The organism is Halogranum roseipondis (assembly GCF_059695585.1).
Window position 1 is genome coordinate 82,272 of the sequence record NZ_JBUEED010000007.1, and the last position, 22,303, is coordinate 104,574.

The window sequence follows — 22,303 nt, forward strand, 5'->3', positions numbered from 1 at the left end:
ATTACGCCATTAATTTCTGAAATGCAGACGGGTAACTCTCAGCCATTAGGACGTGTGATGACTGTCTACGTTTCGACATTCTCGAAGACAAAAGTCACCCTCACGGACGAAGGCTTCCTCCGTATTCCAGAAGGCCGTGCGACTGGGTGGATCCCGGCAGAAGAGGCATACTTTGTCGTCAACAGCAGCGCCCGCGTACCGACCCAGGACTCCACCGTGGTCCCGTTCTCGACCCGTGACGATGCAGAAGCGTTTGTCGGACAGTATGGTGGGAAGGTCGTTCAATGGTCGGAACTCCGCCAACTACCTGTCGACCGAATCGGTCACTCCCCACAGCAGTGGACACAAGTCGTACAGAAACGGGCATCGCGGGCGAACGAAACTGTTCGGACCGCGAGAACGTCACTCGATCGACCGACGTCGGTCGTCGTCGGAGAGGACGCTCCAACAGTGGCGGCGGCAATTGAACGAGCACCTGCGAACACAACCGTTATGATTCCTGCCGGTACCTACAACGTTGAAAATGTCTCTGTTCGAAAGCCGATTACAATTCGGGGAACCGGACCGAATAAGACACGTCTTATTGGAGATAGTACTGGAAGTGTAATTCGGGTATTCTCTCCGAAGACTGCCGTCACAAACCTCTCTATTTCGGGGATCGGTCCTCGTCGTACTGGAAAAAACCGAACGAACCTGAGTATCCCTGTCGACGAGGGTAATCGGCAGTACACGTACCGGAAAGTCCATGGCTATGGTGACGCTGGGATCGTCTTCGACACGGCGCGTCGATCGCTCGTTTCTAACGTCGTCATCAATACGACGTCGAACGGTGTTATCGCTCGTGAGAGTCCGAACACCACGATCTCGGGTCTCACCGTCTATAGCACACGCGTGCCACGGGACGGGTTCCTTGCTGTAAGCGCCATCGGAGCAGGTATCGTCGTTCAGGACTCGAAGCTTTACGGTGGGAAAGTTGGCGTTTATGCCTACGCAGTCTCTGACCTTGTGGTTCGACAGACGGAGATGGAGGGAATGGTCGCCGGTGTACTCGATCTCTTTTCGCGACGAAACTATGTGAGCAACAATACGGTTACGGATTCCGTTTTTGGCCTCAAGATGGAGGGACGAAGCTATGGGAGCGCAGCGGTTGACAACCGAATTCACAACACCGGTGCAGCACTCTATCTCGGAGGCACAGCAAACTACGTGGCTAACAACACGCTGGTACAGAACAGAGCTGGGTTACAGGTGAGCGGGTTCTACTCGGTCTTCATCGACAACGTCGTCGCCTACAACCAGATCGGTTCGCGTAGCCGAGCACTCCTTCCGACGAATCAAGTGAGCAAGAACGATTTCGTCGACAACGCTCGTCACGGCCGCACCTCAGAGTTCAACACACTCCATCTCTGGCGAGGAAACTACTGGTCCGATGCCCCAGGGAAAGATCTGAACGGAGATGGTCGATTGGACCGCGCATTCCGTCCGACAAGCGACGTCGATCGTCGTGCACGCGAGAGTGTTGGTGGCCGAACACTCGCCAATTCACTCGCACTACAGACCCTTCGATACTTGCAACAGTTCCTCCCAGGCCTTCGGACTGATGCAATCGTTGACCCCGCCCCGTTCGTCACTCCGGTTCACGAGACTCGGGTGCGCCAAATCCGAGAGAGGCACAACCGGATCGGTCGAGTCGATGACACCGACTCGTGGAACTTCGAAAATGGGTGGAAAGACGTCGATACAATCACAGTCAACAGGAGGCTGTATTCGAGGCCCAAACCAGATATCCCAAATGTCCGTAACCGCCAGGTATGAATCGGCGGTCGTTTCTCAGATCGACAGGAACGGTGGGAACACTGAGTGGACTCACCGACTGTCTCGGAAGTGTCACCTCTATGATTCGAATCCGAGGTTGTCCTCAGTGAACCCGACCGAGAATTCAAGAGCAGCGACGTTCCGTATCCCGCGTGGAGCGAAGAGATTCTGTTCGACGGTCCACTATAGGTGCGCCCACGAAACGTCGCCTCAGCTACTTCGGCACCTACTGTTGAGGGCGGGGAGGAGTCAATTCAGAGGCCACACCCGCAGAATAACCACCCATCTGAAGGGACGTTACGTACTATTCACGCTCTAGATAGAGAGAGTACATCACGATAGCGAATCCAATTGCGACAAGAATACTGTTGATGAGGACCCCAACTTCAAGCGAGACCGAGAGGACTTGGTCTGCGATTCCTGCAAGAAGAGCACCGAGAGTGATGGTTCCGAACCCAACGCCGAGAGCACGGAGAGACGGAGCATCTGTCCGCCGATATGCTTTGTAGGCGATATACGTGATTCCACTTCCGAGTAGCAGGATGATTGTCTTCACGACAACAATCGCTGTCTCAACCAAGATCATAGTTCATCTCCCATCTTCGACCAGAGATTCGCGAGTCGCTCATCAGCCCTCTTCGGCGGTCGCTCGACAGTCACAGAGAAGGTGTCAGTTTCGTCCATCGTAATCAATACATCGTCGAAGTCGCGTTCATATCGTGTAACACGGCCGCCACCTGGACTAATCGAAACCTGCTCACGAACCAGTGAGGCTGTCGTGAGGAGGTCCAGCTTTCGGTACAAGGTGGACTTAGGAATATCACACTTGTCAATGAGGTCGTTTGCAGTCATGGGTTCAGATGTTTCGCGGAGGATGGCCCGACAGTTAGGATCGTCAAGCGCGTCCAAGATCTCCTGTAGGGTAGGGGAATCCTTTGACGGTGCTGACTTATGCACCATTATCAAAGGATAGCCACACCTGATGAAAGAACACTCGATTACCGTTCGAAAAGATGGTGGTTGTTTCTATCTGTGTTGGCCGGATGTCAGTATTGTGATTCGCCAGAGACGCTTGAAGCGGCGATGATTCTAATGACAGACTAGTCATATTGGGATTGTCTCAACTCGTGGTCAGATTTGACTCGTTGCTGATCGGCATCGGTTATACGGAAGAATTCCTGACCGTGTAACTCAAGTAGATTCTTCTCGGCCAGGCGGCCACAAATTCGAGCCGCTGTTATTGGATGTGTGTCGGTATTTTTCGCAATATCTGTGGTATGTAGTTGCGTTTGGTTGACCAAGGCTAGTAGTATTTCAATTTCTGTCTGTGAGGGATCTGACCCCATAGAGTTAGCAACGGCTTACCCCTGAGCCGCATAAACCTCCAGTAATTCCTGATATCGATTTCGAATAGTTACTCTACTCACATGGGCCTCATTACTTACTTCCTTCTGTGTCAGTCCCTCGTTTGTGAGATGACTCGCAGCATAGAGGGCAGCAGCGGCCAACCCTGCTGGACTCTTACCGCTGTGGATTCCATTGGCCGTTGCTACCTCCAGTAACTCGTGAGCCTCTCGTGTTGCCTCCTTACTCACGTCGAGGCTTGACGCGAATTGGGGGACGTACTTCGATGGATTTTCTGGCTCGATTTGTAAGCCCAGTTCACGAGATAAATAATTGTACGCTCGCTGGATACGGAGCCGTTTCACTCGACTCACGTCTGCGAACGTTGTGAGTGTCCTCGGTGACCCATGCTGTCGAGTTGCAGCATACAAGCATGCTGTCGCCATCCCTTCGATCGACCGTCCGGGAAGCAAATTGTCTTTGACAGCACGCCGATATAGGATACCGGCTGTTTCGCGAGGCGGCTCTGGAAGCCCCAACGCAGATGCCATTCGCCTGATTTCGGTGAGTGCCTGCTTAAGATTCCGTTCGTGAGCATCTTTCGTCCGGAAGCGCTCATCCCACGTTCTGAGACGCTGCAACCGAGCACGCCTGCGAGCGGGTATCGTTTTCCCGTACCCGTCTGTGTTCTTCCACCCGATAGTGGTACTGAGCCCCTTGTCGTGCATCAGTTGTGTTGTTGGTGCGCCGACTCTGCTCTTCTCGCTTCGATCATCTGCGTTGTACGCTTGCCATTCAGGGCCACGGTCAACTTGCATTTCGTCGACGACTAAGCCACACTCCTCGCAGCTTGATTCACCATGTTCACTATCCTGAACGATCTTGCCATCACACTCTGGACAGGTACGAAGCGACTTCGTAGGTGTTTCTTTTTCGCTTGTTCGCTCAATACCGATTTCTGTTGTCGTTTCTGTCATGATTACGCTGTGAGTCGGCGATCCTGTTGTTGGTATTTGATATTCAGACAGTGGTCAAACGTCAACATCAATCCACCACCGTAAACGACAGACTCAGCTGGCTGTACGAAGTGCGAGAACCGCTGTCCCAACTGCTGGCAGTGGATGGACTCACACTCGTGTTGACCACCCCCATCTGCGCAGTATCTTGAGTCCTCATAACACGGGATTCGTTCGTCGGTGTGAGGTAGCTTTGGGGGATTCCCACACCTTGGGAATCCGCCACTCATTGAGTAGCTTCTCTCGGAAACGTTCATTGATGGCAATACAGCGCACCAGTAAGCGACTCCAATCCAGACCAACTCTAGCGAGTGGTCTCTCAAAGTCTGACTCACGCCAACAGAGGTTCACCTCCGTACGACTCACGACAACCACCCATCAACAGGACGGTGCGTTCGATGGTTGATCCGGTTGTCGCGAGTCGGTTGCAATTCGCACTTACGACCATTGTTCACATCATTTTTCCAGTGATGAGCATGGGACTTGCCCCCTTTCTCGTCTATTTTACCTACAAAGAGGTTCGCGGTGGTGCCCCAGTCTATGAACAGCTCAGACGGTTCTGGACGAAAATATTTGCAGTGAGCTTCGTCGTCGGCACAGTCACCGGACTCGTTCTCGAGTTTGAATTCGGGACGAATTTCGCTGCGTTCTCGACATTTGCAGGGGAGTTGTTTGGTGGTCCACTCGCTATCGAGGGGATGATGGCGTTCATGCTCGAAGCGACGTTCCTAGGCATTTTCGTCTTCGGACGCGAACGTGCTTCCGATCGGCTGTACTTCGTGTCGAGTGTCGCCGTCGCTGCAGGGACATGGCTGTCTGCAGTGTGGATCCTCATCGCGAACTCGTGGATGCAGACACCCCGTGGGTTCGAGCTAGCACAGAAGGGAGGACAGTCTATTGTCCAACTTACAGACCCGCTGGCAGCGTACGCGAACCCGCGATTCCCGTATATGTTCGTCCACATGCAGAATGCCGCCGTCGAATCGGTTGCCCTGTTCATGGCGGGCGTTGCGGCATACCACGTCTTTCGACACCATGTGTGGGGATATCCCGTTGATAAAATTGCCTTCTGGGAGACGACACTGAAGATTGCACTTGTCGCGCTTCTCATTACCGCCCCGCTGCAAGTAATCCACGGGGACCTGTACGCACGGCACGTATATGAGACGCAGCCACAGAAATTTGCGGCCATGGAAGCCGTCTGGGAGACCGATTCGTACGTTCCCGAATATCTCATCGCCTTTCCAACGAGCCTCACTGACATTACCGATCCGCGTGCGAAGGAACTGTTTGGAATCGGGATTCCAGGCGGTGCGTCGTGGCTTGCAAGCGGGGGCGACGCAGAGGCAACGATTCGGGGACTCGAAACATTCGACACGGAAGCCCCCCCTGTCGCCATCGTGTTTTGGTCCTTCCGTGCAATGGTCGGGATGGGATTTTGGTTCATTCTACTGGCCGTTTGGGGTGGATATCGTTGGTGGCGTGGAGAACTATTCGAAGACGACTTGCTTCACAAGGCACTCATGGCCTCCTCACTCCTTGGAATCATCGCTGTCGAACTCGGCTGGATTGTCACGGAAGTTGGCCGCCAGCCATGGGTCGTACAGGGGGTACTCAAAACGAGTGAGGGAGTCTCACCTGGACTGACAGGACTCGAAGCAACGGCGACACTTGTTGGGTTTGCAATCGTCTATCTCGGACTTCTCATCCTGTACACGTACATCGTCGTTCGCATCATACGGTCAGGACCACCCGATTACGACGACCTCCGAATGGCATCCAGTACGACACACACTAATGGGGAGGTTTCCTCAACGAGGTTCACCAACGATGATTAATGTTGACACACTTTCGTCAGGACCCCTCTTTGATCTGCCACTGTCAGCGATGTGGTTCGGACTGGTATTCTTCATCTTGGGAACGTTTTTGTTCCTCGATGGATTTGACTTCGGGGCAGGAGTGTTGTTCGCCACGCGTGACGACGCACACGAACGCGAGACTATCCTCGCCGCAATCGGTCCATTCTGGGACGGGAACGAAGTTTGGCTTGTAGTCTTTGGCGGTGCACTATTCGCGGCGTTCCCCCGGGTGTACGCAAGCCTCTTCAGCCGCCACTACTTGCTAATGTTCGCAATTTTGGGTGCATTACTTCTCAGGGGATTAGCTCCAGAGATGTACGAACAACGCCACGATGAGCGGTGGCAACGGTGGTGGGGTCGGTCGTTCGTTACTGGCAGCCTTACTGCACCGTTCCTGCTTGGTGCGTTTGTAGCGAACTGGCTTACAGGTAGCCCCCGGTCTATAACCGTCTCTGCTGTCACCGTCGGAATCACAGTGATCGCTCTCACAGTCGTCTCAGGAACTGCCTTTTTGCGGCTGAAAACTCGCGACACGCTCAAGAAAGACCTTCGCCGATATGGAGAGCGTGCAGTAGTGGTTTATCTTGTTGCGGTTGTTGCCTCGCTAGCAGCGCTCGCAAGTGCATCCGCCCGAGTGCAAAGCAAAATACTTTCAGTTCCAGTCCTGTCACTCGTCGTACTTTCGATACTCGTTGCTGCCGGGTACGTATGGGCACTCCGAACCTCGCGGAACCACCTTGCACTTGCTGCAAGTGCCGTGCTGACCTATGAGCTCGTCAGTGTTGTTGCACTCGTATTGTATCCATTAATCGACCCAGCAACTGGACTCGCTATTACAGACGCTATCGTCTCAACACTACCGCTCAATCTCATGTCAATTGCGGCTGCCCTGCTTCTACCGTTGGTTCTAACATACTTTGCGGTGCTGTACAACGTCTTCAGCGGACCTGTTCAAGCGAGTGATTCGTACTAATATGTCCGAGAACTCACCAAAATCCACTGATCGTTCGAAGCGGCAGTCGACTAGCTCAAGACATCTACTTTCTCGAATCTTTATCACATGGGTTGAGTTGACGCTCGTGGGATTCGCTGGTGCGGCCGCTGGCAGCGCAACATCTGGGCCCCCACAACTTATGGTCTTCCTCGCGACAACGCTCGTCTCCGTTGGGTTCCTCGTATACAATATTGATTGTCTCATCACCGCTCGACTCGACTGAATTGTTAATCGAGAACAGAGGAGTCTTCCGAATACTATTCGAAAGGTGACTCGTAACTACTTGTTTTTGTGGCTTCTTCCGCTTCCCACATGCTAAGACTCGCTCAGAACAGCATTTGCCTCGTCAACAGGCCCAGGGGCTTGTCAGTGTTCTCAGCCTCTAACCCTTAGGGGTACGGGATGAAACCCCGATTCGGAATAACAGTTCCTGACTTCAGGGCGAGTTGACTGTCACCCGTCCGCAAAGAGTCATTGAGCCCCTTGCGGACAGACCTCCATCCAATGTTCTTCGCCGCGTTGTAATCCACATGTGATACCCGACCACATTTCTCACACTCGAAAGGTGACCCCCGAGCGATTGCCCCGACTCGTGTGCCCACATGCACTCAGAACTGGCTCGTGTATGCCGTGTTCACGATCACCACACGAGTTCCCAAAGCCTCCACCTTGTACGTCAAGTACTCGATGAGCTTACGATGTGCCCACTGGTGGAACTTCTTCTACTTAGGCATCGGGTCACGGATATACTTGAGATTCCCAAACACGACGTGCGTACACTCGTGCGTGACCACTTCGTTGAGAATTCGATTTGCAACACGGTGGGGTACCTCGCGTGTAGCGCTCCTCACGAGACTCACGGTATACCAGTGTTCCGTGTCGATTAGAAACGACATCAGTGAACCAAATGTAATGGCAAACCTTTTCTTTAGACGCGTCAAAACCTTGTTCATGGCTACCCCAAAAGTCGAGGATTACCTGAAAGCCATCTATGAATTTCAGGATTATGACAAATTCGTCGCGCCGTCAGTTGTTGCGACGAAGATGGGGGTTAAGCCACCAACTGTGACATCGATGTTACAGCGGATGGACGATGAGGGACTCGTAGAATACGAGTGTTACCAAGGAGCTCGTCTCACCGAAAGTGGTGAAAAAGAGGCTCTCAAAGTGCTCCGTCACCACCGGCTACTTGAGCTATTCTTAACCGAGAAGTTAGGGTACGACTGGTCTGAGGTTCACGACGAAGCAGACGAACTGGAACACTACATCAGTGAGAAGTTAGGAAATCGAATGGAAGAAATCCTCGAATTTCCTCTTGTTGATCCTCATGGAGAGCCAATCCCGACCGCTGACCTCGAAATCCGACGAAAAGAAACCCATCATCCACTGCCAGCGTGTAAACAAGGAGATGTCGCAATCATCTCTGAAGTTCGACATAGCAAGCCGGACATTCTTACGTATCTTACAAATGTAGGAGCAACGCTTGGCACGGTATTCGAAGTGACCGACGTTGCACCTTTCGGAATGGTTACTATTGAAGTAAAAGCGACAAGTCAAACCCTTTCGCTCCCCACCGAGGTTGCTGCGAACATCTATGTGTCACAGACCAGTGAAGGGACTACGATTGAGTCCAAGCGACTGAAGGAGATGATCTAACATGCCATCATCAGACTATTCACAGGCAGCAGAACTTTCCAAAAAATTGGAGGATAGATTAGTTGATTCCCTCGAATCAGATTTCAAGACCACTCGCCGAGCAGTCCTCGGAGGAATCGGCCTCGCAGGGAGTGCCGCTCTCACTGGAATCGGGCGAGCAGACGGAGGTGAGAATCATGGTCCAGGAAAAGACTCACACGGAAACTTCGGGGCGGTCGGCGAGTACAGCGACCTAGACTTCGATCCTCACGAGTTTCTCTACCAGTTCAACACGGGTCGTGGTGAACAAGAGAACGTTCCGCAGGATATGTACGAGGAGAACGGGCGGACGGTCCGCGAGTTCACCTTCCAAGCGGTCGATACCACAGTCACCATCGCCCCCGGTATCGAGTTCCCGGCATGGGCCTACAATGGACAGGTTCCGGGGCCGACGATTCGTGCCGTCGAGGGCGATTTGATTCGCGTAAAATTCGAGAACCTTGGCCGGCATGGTCACACTATCCATCCACACCTCCGAAATCTCAATCCGAAGATGGACGGAATTCCGCAGAACGGACCGGGTGTCCTCAATACGGGTGAGTCGTTCACGTACGAGTGGATTGCCCAACCAGCAGGGTGTCACTTCTACCACTGTCACTCTCTCCCGTTAAAAGAGCACATCCACCGAGGTCTGTACGGGGCAATCATCATCGATCCCGATCCGGAGCGTGTCGCCCAGCGACCGGAGGAATACTGTGACTTCCACCGCTCGCAGATCACCGACGAACTTCGCGCGGAACTCGTCGCCGAGGCGAAGACGCGGAACCACGAATATCCCGAGAACGACGCCATCAACGAGATGGTCATCGTGATGAACTCCTTCGACACCAACTTCGACGGCGGCAACGAGGTGTACGCCGCCAACACGCGGGCGTTCGCCTACAGCGTCGGCGAGACCGACGGCCGAGGGAACTGGAAAGCCGGGGAGACCAAGCGCCCGATCCAGATCGACGGCCAGCAGCGCCAGCGAGTCTACCTGGCCAACGCGACGGAGTTCGACCTCATCAATTCGTTCCACACCCACTCGCAGTTCTTCGACTACTACGACCACGGAACGACACTGACGCCGACGAATAAGAAGATTGACACGGTCATGCAGTGTCAGGCACAGCGCGGCATCATCGAACTGGACTACTCCACTCACGACCCGGGGCTGTACATGTTCCACGCTCACCAGTCAGAGTTCGCAGAACTCGGCTGGATGAGCTTCTTCGAGGTGGTCTAAATGAGCAAACCAAACACTGACGGCGGCACGACTGTGAATCGAACTGAGCGCCCGCTCGGACTTCCGAAGTGGGCAGCAGCACTGCTTCCAATCCTCCTCTTGGGACTTATCGCTGGAGGATTCTTTGCGGCGACGCCGTTTGCGTCGCTCGACACTGGGGGCGAACCACTCCCCGATGTGTCGGTGACCCACACAACCTTGCCGAATGAGGAAACGGTCGTCCTTCACGTCACGAATAACGGCCCAAAGGAAGTGACCATTTCGCAGGTTCTCGTCGCTGAAGCCTACTGGAATTTCGAGGTACAAGGCGCGGGTGGCGACAACACCCTCGCTCCGCGTGAGAGCGCAGAAGTCGTTATCCCGTACCATTGGAACCCCGGATGGGACCTCGAAGTCGCGCTGATGCTCTCAGACGGCGCGACCGTTCACCACACCATCGTCGCGCCCAGCGAGTCACCGGGCCTGACGACCGACCTGCTGGTGACGATGGCCGTCATCGGCCTGTTCGTCGGTGTCATCCCGGTCGCCCTTGGGATGCTGTGGTTCCCGTTCCTGCAGTCGATGAGCGACCGGTGGCTCCACGCAATTCTCGCCTTCTCGGCGGGTATCCTCGCGTTCCTCGCCATCGACGCCGGGTTCGAGGCATTCGAGCTCGGAGAGCAGGTTCCGGGTGCGTTCGAGGGACCCGCGCTTGTCGCACTCGGCATCATCGGCGCACTCCTCGCCGTCCAGTCCGTCAGCGCATGGCGGGAGGGACGCGCTGCTGCCGGTGACGCTCGCGCACAGAGTGGGCTGTGGGTTGCCTACCTCGTCGCGCTCGGCATCGGTCTGCACAACCTCGCCGAAGGGCTAGCCATCGGGAGTTCATTCGCTCTCGGCCGTGTCTCGCTCGGGGCGTTCCTCGTCATCGGCTTCATGCTCCACAACGTGACCGAAGGCCCGGCCGTTGTCGCACCCGTCGCACGCGGAGAGCGTCCGAGCATCTTCCACTTCCTCGGTCTCGGCTTCCTCGCGGGCGCACCCGTCATCCTCGGTGGCTGGCTCGGGAGTCTCGCCTTCTCGCCGACGCTCGGGGCGTTCTTCCTCGCCGTCGGTGTCGGGGCAATTCTGCAGGTCATCTGGGAACTGCACGGCATGATCAGTCGGAATGGACGGGCAGCGTCGGCGCTGAACCTCGTGACGTTCCTCGTCGGTCTCGTCGTGATGTACGTCACCGACCTCTTCGTCGCACTCTAATCCCCCCGGTACAACGCTTACTCAATCATGAACAGACGACAGGTACTCCGGCTCGGCGGGGCGACACTCGTAGCGACAGCTTCTGCGGGCTGCTCGTCCGCCGGTGGGTCAGAGGACGTGACACGTGTCTCGATGGCGGAGAACTTCGCGTTCGACCCGAAGCGGGTCACGATTAGCGCTGGTACCACCGTGAGATGGATAAATGACAGTGAAGTCGGACACACGGTGACGGCCTACGACGGCCAGATTCCCTCGGACGCGGCATACTTCGCCAGTGGTGGGTTCGAGTCCGAGAAAGCCGCGCGGAACGACGTGAGCGGTGGACTGCTCGTTGCGGGCGAGACGTATGAACACACCTTCGACGTCGCTGGCACCTACGAGTACGTGTGCATCCCGCACGAGAGTTCCGGGATGACAGGCACCGTCGTCGTCAAGTAGCTGCAGCAGTCTTGGTATGTGATTGAGATTGCCGGAGGCACCACCGGTTGAGAGAACCATACCAAAAGGTGTTTTCACGAAAGTAACCAAATAGGATAGTGAGAACCGTATCGTTAAACACATCCGGAACGCTTGCTTTCACCACCGGATACCGAAGCTTGCATGAAGATAGACAAAAAGAGATACATGAAATACCAACGAACAATCATTCGAACCCTAACAATACTGATCGGATTCGGAGCAACAATTTCACCCGTAGCCGCACACTCCGGCACGACTCATGCAGGAACACCACATTGGTTTTTGTTTGTACTACTCATTGGAGGGATATGCACGGTAGTTGGTGCTTCCGTAGCGCTACGTCGTGAGCTCTTATCCCTCGCCAAAACAGGCGCACTACTCACGGTTGGAGCAGTAACGATAGTCTTTGGTGGAATCGGTCTCGTCGAGCTCCAAGTTGTTGGCCAAACACCGCCCCAACTTGTGGAAATTTACCCGATCTTAAGTCTCATTGTGAGTACGCTCCTTGCTACCGGTGGTTTACTTGTTGCCCGAATGAAATATCCAACAAAACCACAGTACGCATTTCTATGTTTGATTCTTGCAGCATGGATTGGCTATCCAGCGTTTATGCCAAATCAAGGGACTACCAATCCCCTCGGCTACCTCATCGTGTTGAGTCTCCCAGCGCTACTTGCATACATTATCTGGACAGATGCAAGAGGAGTGCTCCAAAGTCTCCGTCTTGAAACGAAACCGAAGATTGCCGGAATTGGTGCTGGGACCCTGATGAGCATTTTCTTTGCATTCTCAGCAGGAACAATGAGCTTCAGCCCTGACGAAGGGGTTAACGTACCGTCAGAGGCATTTATTATCCCCTATGACGTGTCGAGTCCATTAGTTATTTGGCCTGCTATCGAGTGGTATTTCCCATCAATTCCGTTTACAGGATATCTTTCGGTTGGAACAGTGTTGTTTATGGCTATTCTAGGCGGTCTCTCTGGATTGAATGTCGCTGTCGTTACTCAGCAGTGGATAAACGCAGAGTCCGTCGCCGGGGGAGAGCTGTTTTCTGGATCACTGATTGCATCTGGGGCAACTGCCTGTTGTTGCTGTGCACCTGCATTCTACGGCGTACTTAGTGTACTGTTCGGTGCTGCTGCGACGCCCGTCTATTGGTCATTTATGATTCCGTCCTCACCAGTTAGTGGAATATTCTTCGCCGGAAGTGTATTACTCCTCCTTGGGAGCTTACTCAAATCAACGGGTGGGACAGACACTCGTGTGGCCCCATCTGTATCCAGACTAAGCTGACAAAACGAACCTACACGACCTCGCCCAAACAACATCCATCCGACATCTCGCTGCCGGCGGGTAATGTTATTAACATATTGGTTGTGTTTTATTAACTCTACACAATTTAGTATCGTATAGTGGCAGCCGAATTAATAAGATGTGAGCCCATTGGTTTCAGTAATGACTTCGTCCGAGCAAGAGTCGGATGATCCTGGAGACACTCATTCACAGGGTCATGACCACGAACACGACCATCACAACAATGAACAGGATGCCGACAGCGTAACCTCGACCTCGTCGAATCAGGACGATGTCGCTCAATTCTCGGTTCCCGAAATGGATTGCCCATCCTGTGCGGGGAAAGTCGAAAATAGTGTCCGGAAACTCGACGGTATCACAGCCGTTGACCCACAGGTGACGACTGGGACGCTCTCTGTCTCCTACGAGAGGGGTCGAATCACTCCAGACGACATTGCCGAGCGCATCAAAAAAGCGGGGTACACAGTCGAGAACCAAGGGGAGACGACGGCAACATTCACAGTCCCCGAAATGGACTGCCCCTCCTGTGCAGGAAAAATCGAGAACGCCCTCGATGGTCTCTCGGGACTGTCGGGCTACGACACCCAGCCTACGACCGGAAAGGTAATTATCACGTACGACTCAACAATCCTCTCGTCACCAGACATCGTCGACGCCATCGAGCGAGCTGGCTACGAGGTGACCGACTCAACTACGACCGACGCGGACACCGCGAATAGTTCCACCGACGAACGTGAGGGCGTCTGGACCAGTTCACGGGCGATCAAAACGTGGATCAGTGGTGGGTTCACCGCACTCGGACTCCTCTTCGAGTTCTTCCTCACCAGCCAGAACATTCTGGTGGCCGAGATTATCGGCCGCGAGATACTCATTGCAGACGTCCTCTTCCTCGTTGCCGTTGGGGTCGCTGGTCAGGTCATCTTCCGCAATGGCTATTACTCCGCATTGAATCGCAATCTCGACATCGACCTGTTGATGAGCATCGCCATTAGTGGAGCCATCATTGCGAGTCTTGTCTTCGGTGAGGCACTCTATTTCGAAGCCGCCACGCTCGCGTTCCTGTTCAGTATCGCGGAACTGCTCGAGCGCTACTCGATGGATCGCGCCCGGAACTCACTACAGGAGTTGATGGATCTCTCGCCGGACGAGGCAACAGTGAAACGAGACGGCGAAGAAGTAACGGTTCCGGTCGACGACGTTGCCATTGGTGAAACCGTCGTCGTGCGTCCGGGCGAAAAAATCCCGATGGATGGTGAAGTTCTCGACGGAGAGAGTGCTGTCAACCAGGCTCCGATTACCGGTGAGTCAGTACCTGTCGACAAGACGCCGGGAGACGAGGTGTATGCAGGCACGATTAACAAGCAGGGGTATCTCGAAGTGGAAGTCACCTCGGAAGCGAGCGACAACACGCTCTCACGCATCGTCCAGATGGTCGAGGATGCTCAAGCGAACAAGACCGAGCGTGAGCAGTTCGTCGAGCGGTTCTCGTCGTACTACACGCCGGTCGTTGTCGGCTTTGCCCTCCTGGTTGCTGTTATTCCACCGCTTCTGTTCGGGGCATCGTGGCCGACGTTCATCGTCTATGGCCTCACGCTGCTCGTACTTGCATGTCCGTGTGCATTCGTTATCTCCACACCCGTGTCCGTAGTCTCGGGTATCACGAGTGCAGCGAAAAACGGCGTCCTCATCAAAGGCGGGAATCACCTCGAAGCGATGGGTGCCGTCAACGCAATCGCGATGGACAAAACTGGGACCCTCACGAAAGGTGAACTCACGGTGACGGACGTCGTCCCGCTGAACGGCAACAGCGAGGAGGACGTCCTCCGATGTGCCCGCGGGCTGGAGTCGCGGTCCGAACACCCTATCGGCGAAGCGATTGTTGGCCGCGCAGAGCAGGCATCCGTCACGGAACGAGAGGTCGACGAGTTCGAGAGCATTACCGGTAAGGGTGTAAAAGCCGAACTTGACGGGAAGCCCCACTACGCCGGGAAACCCGGACTCTTCGAAGAGTTAGGCTTCGACCTGACACACGTCCACGCGACGACTGACGGTGGTGTCGCCACCACGAAGAGCCGCCAGATGTGTGAGCGCAACGACTGCCTCGACCTCCTCGAAGAGACGGTACCCGAACTCCAGTCACAGGGCAAGACCGTCGTACTTGTCGGGACAGAAGATGAAATCGAGGGTGTGGTCGCCGTTGCAGACGAGATTCGACCCGCAGCGAAACAGGCGATCCAGCACCTTCACGACCTTGGTGTCGAACACATCATTATGCTAACGGGCGATAACGAACGAACCGCTCGGGCGATCGCCAACGAGGTCGGTGTCGACGAGTTCCGAGCGGAACTGCTGCCCAACGAGAAGGTCGAGGCAATTGAGGAACTCGACGAGCAGTATGACGGGGTCGCAATGGTCGGCGACGGCGTCAACGACGCCCCTGCGCTCGCGACGGCGACCGTCGGTGTTGCGATGGGTGCCGCTGGCACGGACACGGCGCTCGAAACGGCTGATATCGCTCTCATGAGTGACGATCTGTCGAAACTGCCGTATCTCTATGAACTCGCACATAAGGCAAACAGTGTGATTCGTCAGAATATCTTTGTCAGCCTCGGTGCGAAGGCGCTGCTTGCACTCGGCGTTCCATTTGGCCTCGTACCCATCTGGGCGGCCGTGCTCGTCGGGGACGCCGGCATGACGACGGCTGTTACCGGGAATGCGATGCGACTCTCACGCCTCACCCCGGATTAATTCCTCGTGGAATAGATGGCTGTGGGGAGTGTTACTACGATTGTGAATGTGCCTACGATATACCTCATCATCTCCATCGTCGAAGAGGGCGGAACCGTACAGCTCAAACCGACGAACCTACCCATGCTGCCTCTATTATTTGTATACTGACAACTTCCGTCAGACTTGCCGTAGGGAGTCCGGTCGGCTTCGTACGGGAGACGAGTTGTTCGAACGCTCCTGACGACAACCCTAGCTCGTCAAGCTCCACAAGCTGCCCACTAAGCGCGTCGATGATGAGCGCGTTTCCGTTCAAGAGTCGGTCGGCGCGTCATGGGACCAGTTGAAACTCCCTCTGAACGGCCATGCTCGAGTCTAGTTTCCACCAGTTTCCGAGCGGGCTTGACGATACGATTGTTCTCGCTGTCGGTGACGAATAGCGTCGGCTTTCGGTTCTTGTTCTCGAGATGTTGGGCAAGGCAACGGGTAGTTCCTACTGAAGACGTCCATTACAGATATAGCGGTGTAACAACCCTCCCGTGTGAGTTAATAAATGGAGTATGGAATAGGAAGTGAAGTTAATAATATTGGATGGTAGAACGTAGTCAATTTATTAAGAACAGATGAGAAGAGTGTAACCCGACGAACTACTTCGTTGTCAAGCCACGAGACGCCAATGTAAAATTATTTATAAATATTAATCAAGTGCGTCGGAATCATAGCGTGAAAGAAACGAAACTGTAGAATACATCAATGCTAACGATAATAATACAATAATGCTCCCATATCCAGCCATTAATAGAGGAGAGAATGGCAATGGAACCACTCCAAAGAGGACGACTTGTTTCAACGGGCTAGAGGTATTTAACCCAATAGTGTAACCAATTGAAGCGGCAAGTCCGACAATTGTTCCAATCATTCCTACGAGATACAATCGCTCTCGTGTTAATCGCTCTATTATCATTGGTGAGATGAGGTATCGTCCATACTCTCGTCACTCACGTCATCCTCATCAGTGGTCCAAATCAACGTATTCTCTTCGCTTCCACCAGTTAGATTAAGCGGACGTAACCAGATCGCCCAGCCTCCGAGTACCACAAACCCATATCCCGCAACAAACACGAGGATTGCAAGATTTTCGTATCCATTTGACACGAGGAAGTTGTCAACAAGCCCAGTGAGAACGAACAACAAGCAGAGTACAATCGTCGTATGTCGCTTGCTGTAATTCACTGTCATTGATGATCACCGCTACGTTTGTTACAGAAATTCCGATTGATGAGTGTCAAAAACTCAATCAAGTGACAAACAGACATCAATCAGACACCTCCTCTGTAGAGGATTGATTCTGAATTTCTTCCTTACTCAATTGTGAACGAGAACTCAAGAAAACACGCCAGACAAGTGCGGCAAGCAGACCTACAACGCCAGCGATAAGAATTGACTGGCCTCGCGTTGTCGTTCTGGGTTGATTACTGAGGAGAATCATGACACCACTCACGATGAGTAGAACACTAAGAAGTCCCGCACTTCGGTCCATCTGTGACACATACCCGGATTCACGCAAGATACCACTAATCGACAGTATCAGTACTAGTAGGCCACCGACTGAGATGGGTGCAAGTCCGAGCACCACGCCAAGTTCAGATAGCGCAAGGCTCACTGCTATAACAAGGGGCCACGCGCTCGCTCCTGTATGGTTTTCACCGAGATCATCACCAGCCATCAGTCACACCACCTATCGGCACTCGGTGGCTATCATCTGCTCCAGTTGTTAGCCCCTGAGTCGTCATAGCACTGTGCGACTTCTTGAACACACCACCGACACCAACTGTCTGGAATCGACGGGAAGAGCGTACTCTCTCTGTAGGTCCACTCAGGATCATCACGTCCTTGCGTTGTGAACCCGTACTATTAATTCAACTGCTATCGCTCAGAGCGATCATATTAATCAACTGGAAGAATGCCAGCTAATTCCCCGGGGATCATCCTTCTCACCGACCAAAACGAGCGGACACGAAGGGAAGAAAGAATACCCAGAAACCGAAGCATCTCCTGTACAGACGAGACTATATTCATCCCGCCTACGCACTACAGCACATTGCCTACAGCCACTCAGCCAGTAAATTCGTCGTAAGACACGACGGTCTGGTCAACGATTGTCTTGCTCTCTGGAACCTTACCGTCCGGCGGCATACTCCCCTCTGCAGACCCACCGGGGTCGCCAACGATGATTCGACCAACCATGCCGAGCGACTTGTGCGGGATGCAGAAATAGTCATACGTGCCCGTCGTTTCGAACGTGTAGTCGTACGTTGCTCCTTGTGCACTGAGTATATCGCTGTTCCAGGATTTGGCCCCGTCGGGGATACGGGTCACTGATGCCGACCCGCGTCCTTTCTTATAGGCGGTCGCAGAATGGCTTCCGCTTTTATTATTCCACGTGACAGTCGTACCTGGCTCAACGAACAGGCCGATTGGATCGAAGTAATAATCACTTCCCTCCGTCACCATCTGTATCGTCTGTCCACTTTGACTCTGCATCGATGTTGAGGACTGCGTTGCCGTTGTAGTCGTTCCCTGCCCACTACTCCCGTCGTCGGTTCCAGTTCCGCTATCCCCTGGAGCTGTACAGCCAGCGAGCCCGGGAATGGTTGTGGCTGATACAGTAGCTGCGGTTTTCAGATAGGCTCGTCTTCGCATAGTGATACATTGGGGCTCTCTCCCAAAGGTGATTTTGGTGTGCGTCTCGAAACCGAACCGAATAGCAGACTCCTGTAACACATTCAAATTTATCCATGTTCCTTTTGGTCATCTGTTGGTGGTACTTATTTCGAAGAGGTCTGTCAGTGGCATATTAGACGGAGCGATACCATTGAACGTCTGTTCTATTCTTTTAAACTCTTCCTCAACATTGAACACAACCTGACCAGTGCTGCTTGCGAGGTGGACGACGGCGTCAAGCGTGTCAAATGAATGCAGGGGATTGTGTTGGGAGTGAAATCAGCCACAGACTCACTGAGGTATACATCATCATCACGACTACAAATGCGTACTGGCTACTGATAGCTTGAGTACGAGTTGGGAAGAGACGATACGCAGTCGAATGTGCCACCCAAATAGCAAGAATGTGACCGGCCAACACAAAGAAGATATTGAGACCGCCGAACCAAGCAGGTAACGTTAGTACGAGTGGATTCGAGGATGGAGAAAGAGGCGAAACGAGAACTGAAGCTAGTGAAGGGAGGAGAGAGACGAAGAAGCCAAAGTAGTGGGCAAGGTGATACCCTGCAGCAATTGCAAGCAGTGAAGGAGCAAATTGAATCGCAAGCTCACGACTAGTACGATACGTTTGTAGTCGGGAGGTAGTGACATCTGCTGCTAATAGATACGCGCCCACAAACAGTAGAAATCCACCCAGATACAGCATACCGTAGAGAGCTAATGGTGGGAAACCCAGACCAACAACGGCTCGAACAAACCCGGCACCGGGAGCAGTGGTGACAAACCCGCTGAATGTCAGTTCCCAAACAAGGGCGACAACAAACGCGATGTCGTCAAGTCCGGTGACAGTATCGTCCTCCACAATACGCATGCCGGGGAGACGCAATTGTAATCCATCGCCGTCCCAAGAGAGAGGTGAAACCCGGCTGTAAAAGTAGAAAAACACAGAAACTGGGTCAGCGCGTGTAAACCACTCCTCAGGACCAAATACTGACGCACCAATGATAGTTAGCACCGAGTACATGAGAACGACAGCAGCAAGTAATGACGGCTGTTTTGTGATTCCCGATGTCGTTTCGATCCAAACAAGCGCTAGTAATCCTGCAACTGCAGGCCAACGACCGAATCGAGAAGGATACGAAATGAACCCATTGGGGAGATGTTCGCTTATTGTTCGCCAGGGATTGACAAGAGACCACACGTTTCCGAAAAGATAGGCTGCCATCGTAAGACCCGCTCGCAACCCAGCAAACACAAACACGATTGCAAAATTGACCGTCGGAATTTGTGGTCCGAAAAATCCACGATAGACGACTAAGCCAAGCAGAACGAGGCCAGTCCCCTCAGCTAAGCGTTTCCTTACGGACTTGAAATTTTGAACATTACCGAGATGGTGTTGCCATTGATGAATCGCGCGGATAAACATCCGATCGGTAACGAAACTGGCTAGCAATGCCGAGGCACCAATCGCCGCACCACCAGTTGCAACATAAAGCCAGCGGGGGATATTCAACGACTCCTTTGCCCCCCCAGATAAGCCTACAGCGGCGTTACTCGCGATAGTCGTTCCAACGGAGACGATGCTGACCACGAGAGTAATCGCAATCAACTGCGTGACTAGTTTGATTGCCCATCGCGAAACAGTCGTCGTTGAGTTTGTACTATCAGTCATGGTTGAGTTAAACTGCGAAGATGGCATACATGAATAGGAAACCAAAGTAGAGGAGCACGATTCCACCAAGCGCGATAATTCGAAATCGGCGAAGTTGAGCTTCCTCTTTTTGGTACAGTTCAGAAAACAGTTCTTTCTCTCCCTCGTCCAGAGTATCTGGATGCCGTACACCACAGTGATGGATGAGGAGTGCTTGTGTTTTGAACCGGCGGTTACAGGTTTTGCAGAGATACGGTGGGTCAGAGGTATCGATCGTGCTGTGCGTGATTGACGGTGACGTTTGGTCTGTCATAATATCACATCACTCCAAGGTACATTGACCCGAATAGGACAGCATTGTATGTCCCGTGTATCACCGCTGGCACAACAAGATTTTCTGTTCGTTCGTAGACGACGCCCAGCACGAGAGCAAGGACAAAGACTACGAGCATGTAGGTTATCTGTCCACTTCCCTGTAGTGAGCCAGCATGGCTGACGGCAAATATGGTACTTGCAAGCCCAATCGCCCAAGGAGTTGAAAAATCACGCTCAAGGAGACCTTGGACCATACCACGGAATAACAGCTCTTCTCCCGGCCCCACTAGCAATATCGATAATGGAACTAACAATAGTAACACAGTCGGTGCTTGCTGTCCGACAATGGCAACTTCGTTTTCGGCGACAGATAGCCCGAGCGCAGAAATCACCATAGTAATCAACAGATAGAGGATGATAAACACCACAAATCCACCGACCATCCAGAATACGTCCTTCCGGTTCGGTATTCGGACGTTCAAAAAATCAGGGCCAAGTCCACGAAGAGACAGATATCCGAGAGCGACAGTCCCAAAAGCGACGCCTTGAATCAAGACTGTCGACATAAAGAGTCGAATCCCAGGGGATTCTTGCAATTGGATACCAATATTTGATAAAAAGATTGTGCTCAGAGAGATGAGTAGCGCTCCGACAAAGAACCCAGAGATAGCAACAGCGATTGCTTGGATAAGACTTCGCACTCGATGTAACATCTGTGCCTCCATATTTTGACTTAGGACGAACCCCTGGTTAATCTTGCTTTGTGACGCCAAAGCCGGGTATGAGACAAGTTAATCATAGCTGTACTCACAGTGTGAACCTGATTGGTTGCATATCGAGAAATGCTGTTTCGTACCCATCGTGTCGTGCCAGTTGTGGTGGTGAATCGATCTCTATCGTCACTGTGTCTCCCGGGTTCAAATCTTCGATGTTCGCTGCATAATAGAGGCTGAGCTGCGGGTCAAGCGTCGTCTGTAAGTTCCCCTGAGACACGATGTTTCCATCACGCATCACAGTCGCGGAAAGAGCCATTCGTGGGAGTAGCACTCGGTTGTACGGTGTTCGCGGTGAGACAATGAAGCCAGCACCACTGCCAGGAGTAAATAGAGAATTCCCCTCAGTGACAGCAATCAAAAACGTCGCGTCACCAGATGATTCTGCAGCAACCAATCGCCCAGGAAGTTTGTCCTTCGGTGGCGCAGTTGGTTTTGGAACCTCCTTCATGTTCATTAGCTCAACGGTCCCTCGTGTCCCTGCTTGATCACCTAGCCGTCGGAGTTCGAGGTTGTAGGTTTCATTCGTGTTAAATTCGAACTCCATAGAGACAGAATTGGACTCTGTAAATTGGCCTTCGAATGGCTTCGCCCGATCTGCCTGGAGCGGACCAGTACTCAGAGTAATGTCATACTTACCCTCGCCTGGGAGTGCAATATTATCACCGTAGTGGAACCCCATGTTTGGAGAAATCATGGGCCACAAATTGGTGGATGTCACTTGCTTACCATCGTTGCTGATATCTGCGGATATGTCAACCGGGAGGATAGTCTTCGTCTGGACGTCCCAGACACTAGCCATCAAGTGAACCGAGTCACTAGACTGAACGACGACCTTCGTTTGTCTCTCCCCAGTAAGGTTCCAAAACCGATGCGGAAACGAGTGCATCAGAGCGAACCCGATACCGTTCGTCTGGGCTACCCCATACATGCCCATTCCCTCGATAATTGCGGGATAATAGACTGCATCAGGACGATTCTCGACAAGTGGTGGATCTCGCCATGCAGATTGAGTCTCAAATCCCAACTGGCTGAGACAGCCTGAAAGAGAGATACCGCTTGTAAGAGCGGCCCCTCGACGAAGGACGGATCGGCGGTCCATATGATTGCTTTTCGTTCAGCAAAAGTAGGGGTTCTGGTTCGGGAATCGAAGAGG

Annotated in this window: 19 protein-coding genes and 1 pseudogene; 9 read left to right on the top strand and 11 right to left on the bottom strand. The window is 53.1% G+C overall.

The window, feature by feature from the left end; genetic code table 11:
- Positions 1–57: 57 nt before the first annotated feature.
- Entirely contained in the window at positions 58–1,815 is a 1,758-nt protein-coding gene (locus tag EOHIBHHM_RS22675; protein ID WP_497258671.1) for a NosD domain-containing protein, read from the top strand.
- Between the two features lie 304 nt (positions 1,816–2,119).
- On the opposite strand, the gene EOHIBHHM_RS22680 is transcribed toward EOHIBHHM_RS22675, so the two are convergent.
- The 3 genes from EOHIBHHM_RS22680 to EOHIBHHM_RS22690 all read right to left on the bottom strand — a co-directional run bounded on the left by EOHIBHHM_RS22680 (position 2,120) and on the right by EOHIBHHM_RS22690 (position 4,136).
- On the bottom strand, positions 2,120–2,401 hold the full coding sequence (locus tag EOHIBHHM_RS22680) for a DUF7521 family protein (protein ID WP_497258673.1): 282 nt from the start codon (positions 2,399–2,401) through the stop codon (positions 2,120–2,122).
- The gene (locus EOHIBHHM_RS22685; protein ID WP_049894711.1) at positions 2,398–2,775 is read right to left on the bottom strand and encodes a winged helix-turn-helix domain-containing protein; all 378 of its coding nucleotides are present in this window, start codon (positions 2,773–2,775) and stop codon (positions 2,398–2,400) included. Before EOHIBHHM_RS22685 ends, EOHIBHHM_RS22680 begins: the two co-directional genes overlap by 4 nt.
- 401 nt (positions 2,776–3,176) lie before the next feature.
- A complete protein-coding gene (locus EOHIBHHM_RS22690) occupies positions 3,177–4,136 on the bottom strand; it encodes a transcription initiation factor IIB (RefSeq protein ID WP_497258674.1) in 960 nt (319 codons plus the stop codon).
- 437 nt (positions 4,137–4,573) lie between these two features.
- Between EOHIBHHM_RS22690 and EOHIBHHM_RS22695 the strand changes: the two genes are divergently transcribed.
- Both EOHIBHHM_RS22695 and cydB read left to right on the top strand, forming a co-directional pair.
- Positions 4,574–6,013 (top strand): cytochrome ubiquinol oxidase subunit I, encoded by a 1,440-nt coding sequence (locus EOHIBHHM_RS22695; RefSeq protein WP_497258676.1) that lies wholly within the window; start codon positions 4,574–4,576, stop codon positions 6,011–6,013.
- Complete coding sequence (gene cydB, locus EOHIBHHM_RS22700) at positions 6,006–7,007, top strand: cytochrome d ubiquinol oxidase subunit II (RefSeq protein ID WP_497258678.1); 1,002 nt, start codon at positions 6,006–6,008, stop codon at positions 7,005–7,007. Before EOHIBHHM_RS22695 ends, cydB begins: the two co-directional genes overlap by 8 nt.
- Positions 7,008–7,636: 629 nt before the next feature.
- Here cydB and EOHIBHHM_RS22705 read toward each other — a convergent pair.
- Positions 7,637–7,738: pseudogene (locus EOHIBHHM_RS22705) on the bottom strand (zinc ribbon domain-containing protein); the annotation flags it as partial.
- Between the two features lie 241 nt (positions 7,739–7,979).
- On the opposite strand from EOHIBHHM_RS22705, the gene EOHIBHHM_RS22710 reads away from it, so the two are divergent.
- The 6 genes from EOHIBHHM_RS22710 (at position 7,980) to EOHIBHHM_RS22735 (ending at position 15,705) form a co-directional block, all read left to right on the top strand.
- Positions 7,980–8,684 (top strand): metal-dependent transcriptional regulator, encoded by a 705-nt coding sequence (locus EOHIBHHM_RS22710; RefSeq protein WP_497258680.1) that lies wholly within the window; start codon positions 7,980–7,982, stop codon positions 8,682–8,684.
- A 1-nt stretch (position 8,685) separates the two neighbouring features.
- Positions 8,686–9,948 (top strand): multicopper oxidase domain-containing protein, encoded by a 1,263-nt coding sequence (locus EOHIBHHM_RS22715; protein ID WP_497258682.1) that lies wholly within the window; start codon positions 8,686–8,688, stop codon positions 9,946–9,948.
- Positions 9,949–11,184: a ZIP family metal transporter gene (locus EOHIBHHM_RS22720; RefSeq protein ID WP_497258684.1), complete on the top strand. Its 1,236-nt coding sequence runs from the start codon at positions 9,949–9,951 to the stop codon at positions 11,182–11,184.
- 117 nt (positions 11,185–11,301) lie between these two features.
- Positions 11,302–11,622 (top strand): plastocyanin/azurin family copper-binding protein, encoded by a 321-nt coding sequence (locus EOHIBHHM_RS22725; protein ID WP_497258686.1) that lies wholly within the window; start codon positions 11,302–11,304, stop codon positions 11,620–11,622.
- 162 nt (positions 11,623–11,784) lie between these two features.
- Positions 11,785–12,936 (top strand): hypothetical protein, encoded by a 1,152-nt coding sequence (locus EOHIBHHM_RS22730; RefSeq protein WP_497258688.1) that lies wholly within the window; start codon positions 11,785–11,787, stop codon positions 12,934–12,936.
- 162 nt (positions 12,937–13,098) lie between these two features.
- On the top strand, positions 13,099–15,705 hold the full coding sequence (locus tag EOHIBHHM_RS22735; RefSeq protein WP_497258827.1) for a heavy metal translocating P-type ATPase: 2,607 nt from the start codon (positions 13,099–13,101) through the stop codon (positions 15,703–15,705).
- Between the two features lie 676 nt (positions 15,706–16,381).
- Here EOHIBHHM_RS22735 and EOHIBHHM_RS22740 read toward each other — a convergent pair.
- The 7 genes from EOHIBHHM_RS22740 to EOHIBHHM_RS22770 all read right to left on the bottom strand — a co-directional run bounded on the left by EOHIBHHM_RS22740 (position 16,382) and on the right by EOHIBHHM_RS22770 (position 22,249).
- Entirely contained in the window at positions 16,382–16,648 is a 267-nt protein-coding gene (locus EOHIBHHM_RS22740; protein WP_497258690.1) for a DUF7520 family protein, read from the bottom strand.
- Entirely contained in the window at positions 16,645–16,923 is a 279-nt protein-coding gene (locus tag EOHIBHHM_RS22745; protein WP_497258692.1) for a DUF7996 family protein, read from the bottom strand. The genes EOHIBHHM_RS22740 and EOHIBHHM_RS22745 overlap by 4 nt, the downstream gene beginning before the upstream one ends.
- A 76-nt stretch (positions 16,924–16,999) precedes the next feature.
- Positions 17,000–17,410 carry a DUF7541 family protein gene (locus EOHIBHHM_RS22750; protein WP_497258694.1) on the bottom strand — a complete coding sequence of 137 codons (411 nt, stop codon included), beginning with the start codon at positions 17,408–17,410 and terminating at the stop codon, positions 17,000–17,002.
- A 389-nt stretch (positions 17,411–17,799) separates the two neighbouring features.
- Positions 17,800–18,228 carry a plastocyanin/azurin family copper-binding protein gene (locus tag EOHIBHHM_RS22755; protein WP_497258696.1) on the bottom strand — a complete coding sequence of 143 codons (429 nt, stop codon included), beginning with the start codon at positions 18,226–18,228 and terminating at the stop codon, positions 17,800–17,802.
- 424 nt (positions 18,229–18,652) lie between these two features.
- Entirely contained in the window at positions 18,653–20,080 is a 1,428-nt protein-coding gene (locus EOHIBHHM_RS22760) for a hypothetical protein (RefSeq protein WP_497258698.1), read from the bottom strand.
- 296 nt (positions 20,081–20,376) lie between these two features.
- Positions 20,377–21,099 carry a CPBP family intramembrane glutamic endopeptidase gene (locus EOHIBHHM_RS22765; protein WP_497258700.1) on the bottom strand — a complete coding sequence of 241 codons (723 nt, stop codon included), beginning with the start codon at positions 21,097–21,099 and terminating at the stop codon, positions 20,377–20,379.
- Positions 21,100–21,181: 82 nt separating this feature from the next.
- On the bottom strand, positions 21,182–22,249 hold the full coding sequence (locus tag EOHIBHHM_RS22770) for an iron transporter (RefSeq protein ID WP_497258702.1): 1,068 nt from the start codon (positions 22,247–22,249) through the stop codon (positions 21,182–21,184).
- Positions 22,250–22,303 lie beyond the last annotated feature (54 nt).

Excerpts from the sequence above, each read along its gene's own strand:
- EOHIBHHM_RS22675 (WP_497258671.1), top strand. The coding sequence starts at position 58 with ATGACTGTCTACGTTTCGACATTCTCGAAGACAAAAGTCACCCTCACG.
- EOHIBHHM_RS22680 (WP_497258673.1), bottom strand. The coding sequence starts at position 2,401 with ATGATCTTGGTTGAGACAGCGATTGTTGTCGTGAAGACAATCATCCTG.
- EOHIBHHM_RS22685 (WP_049894711.1), bottom strand. The coding sequence starts at position 2,775 with ATGGTGCATAAGTCAGCACCGTCAAAGGATTCCCCTACCCTACAGGAG.
- EOHIBHHM_RS22690 (WP_497258674.1), bottom strand. The coding sequence starts at position 4,136 with ATGACAGAAACGACAACAGAAATCGGTATTGAGCGAACAAGCGAAAAA.
- EOHIBHHM_RS22695 (WP_497258676.1), top strand. The coding sequence starts at position 4,574 with ATGGTTGATCCGGTTGTCGCGAGTCGGTTGCAATTCGCACTTACGACC.
- cydB (WP_497258678.1), top strand. The coding sequence starts at position 6,006 with ATGATTAATGTTGACACACTTTCGTCAGGACCCCTCTTTGATCTGCCA.
- EOHIBHHM_RS22710 (WP_497258680.1), top strand. The coding sequence starts at position 7,980 with ATGGCTACCCCAAAAGTCGAGGATTACCTGAAAGCCATCTATGAATTT.
- EOHIBHHM_RS22715 (WP_497258682.1), top strand. The coding sequence starts at position 8,686 with ATGCCATCATCAGACTATTCACAGGCAGCAGAACTTTCCAAAAAATTG.
- EOHIBHHM_RS22720 (WP_497258684.1), top strand. The coding sequence starts at position 9,949 with ATGAGCAAACCAAACACTGACGGCGGCACGACTGTGAATCGAACTGAG.
- EOHIBHHM_RS22730 (WP_497258688.1), top strand. The coding sequence starts at position 11,785 with ATGAAGATAGACAAAAAGAGATACATGAAATACCAACGAACAATCATT.
- EOHIBHHM_RS22735 (WP_497258827.1), top strand. The coding sequence starts at position 13,099 with ATGACTTCGTCCGAGCAAGAGTCGGATGATCCTGGAGACACTCATTCA.
- EOHIBHHM_RS22740 (WP_497258690.1), bottom strand. The coding sequence starts at position 16,648 with ATGATAATAGAGCGATTAACACGAGAGCGATTGTATCTCGTAGGAATG.
- EOHIBHHM_RS22745 (WP_497258692.1), bottom strand. The coding sequence starts at position 16,923 with ATGACAGTGAATTACAGCAAGCGACATACGACGATTGTACTCTGCTTG.
- EOHIBHHM_RS22750 (WP_497258694.1), bottom strand. The coding sequence starts at position 17,410 with ATGGCTGGTGATGATCTCGGTGAAAACCATACAGGAGCGAGCGCGTGG.
- EOHIBHHM_RS22755 (WP_497258696.1), bottom strand. The coding sequence starts at position 18,228 with ATGCAGAGTCAAAGTGGACAGACGATACAGATGGTGACGGAGGGAAGT.
- EOHIBHHM_RS22760 (WP_497258698.1), bottom strand. The coding sequence starts at position 20,080 with ATGACTGATAGTACAAACTCAACGACGACTGTTTCGCGATGGGCAATC.
- EOHIBHHM_RS22765 (WP_497258700.1), bottom strand. The coding sequence starts at position 21,099 with ATGGAGGCACAGATGTTACATCGAGTGCGAAGTCTTATCCAAGCAATC.
- EOHIBHHM_RS22770 (WP_497258702.1), bottom strand. The coding sequence starts at position 22,249 with ATGGACCGCCGATCCGTCCTTCGTCGAGGGGCCGCTCTTACAAGCGGT.